The following is a 1471-nucleotide window of genomic DNA, read 5'->3' as shown; positions in this document are numbered from 1 at the left end:
ACAACCAATACTCCATAGAAAGGAGGTGATCCAGCCGCACCTTCCGATACGGCTACCTTGTTACGACTTCACCCCAGTCGCTGGCTTCACCTTCGGCGGCTCCTTCCTTACGGTCAGGTCACCGACTTCGGGTGCTTCCAACTCCCATGGTGTGACGGGCGGTGTGTACAAGGCCCGGGAACGTATTCACCGCGACATTCTGATTCGCGATTACTAGCGATTCCAGCTTCATGTAGTCGAGTTGCAGACTACAATCCGAACTGGGACTGGGTTTTTGTGATTTGCTCGACGTCGCCGTTTTGCGTCACTTTGTTACCAGCCATTGTAGCACGTGTGTAGCCCAAGACATAAGGGGCATGATGATTTGACGTCATCCCCACCTTCCTCCGTGTTATCCACGGCAGTCTCCCTAGAGTGCCCAACTGAATGATGGCTACTAAGAATAGGGGTTGCGCTCGTTGCGGGACTTAACCCAACATCTCACGACACGAGCTGACGACAACCATGCACCACCTGTCACCTCTGCTCCGAAGAGAAGGTGTATCTCTACACCGGTCAGAGGGATGTCAAGCCTTGGTAAGGTTCTTCGCGTTGCTTCGAATTAAACCACATGCTCCACCGCTTGTGCGGGCCCCCGTCAATTCCTTTGAGTTTCAATCTTGCGATCGTACTCCCCAGGTGGAGTGCTTATTGCGTTAGCTGCGGCACCGAGGGTTCCCCCCCGACACCTAGCACTCATCGTTTACGGCGTGGACTACCAGGGTATCTAATCCTGTTCGCTCCCCACGCTTTCGAGCCTCAGCGTCAGTTTCAGTCCAGTAAGTCGCCTTCGCCACTGGTGTTCTTCCTAATATCTACGCATTTCACCGCTACACTAGGAATTCCACTTACCTCTCCTGTACTCTAGCTTGATAGTTTTAAATGCAATCCCGAGGTTAAGCCTCGGGCTTTCACATCTAACTTACCATGCCGCCTACTCTCCCTTTACACCCAGTAATTCCGGATAACGCTTGCCCCCTACGTATTACCGCGGCTGCTGGCACGTAGTTAGCCGGGGCTTCTTATTCAGGTACCGTCATTTTTTTCGTCCCTGTTGATAGAAGTTTACGAGCCGAAACCCTTCTTCCTTCACGCGGCGTTGCTGCATCAGGCTTTCGCCCATTGTGCAATATTCCCCACTGCTGCCTCCCGTAGGAGTTTGGGCCGTGTCTCAGTCCCAATGTGGCCGATCACCCTCTCAGGTCGGCTACTGATCGTTGCCTTGGTGGGCTGTTATCTCACCAACTAGCTAATCAGATGCGGGCCCATCCTGTACCGAATAAATCCTTTTCTTGCAAGAGGATGCCCTCTCGCAATGACATGCGGTATTAGTCACCGTTTCCAGTGATTATTCCACAGTACAGGGCAGGTTGCCCACACGTTACTCACCCGTCCGCCGCTAAAATATGAAATCTTCCTGCCGAAGCTCTCC

Annotated in this window: 1 rRNA gene; it reads right to left on the bottom strand. The window is 52.8% G+C overall.

The features are described 5' to 3' along the window. Nucleotides 1-18 precede the first annotated feature (18 nt). Nucleotides 19-1471, bottom strand: a 16S ribosomal RNA gene (locus NE558_RS14215); the annotation flags it as partial.

It is taken from the genome of Anaerotignum propionicum (assembly GCF_024461735.1).
Lineage (GTDB): Bacteria > Bacillota > Clostridia > Lachnospirales > Anaerotignaceae > Chakrabartyella.
This window is presented reverse-complemented; position numbering and strand designations above follow the sequence as displayed.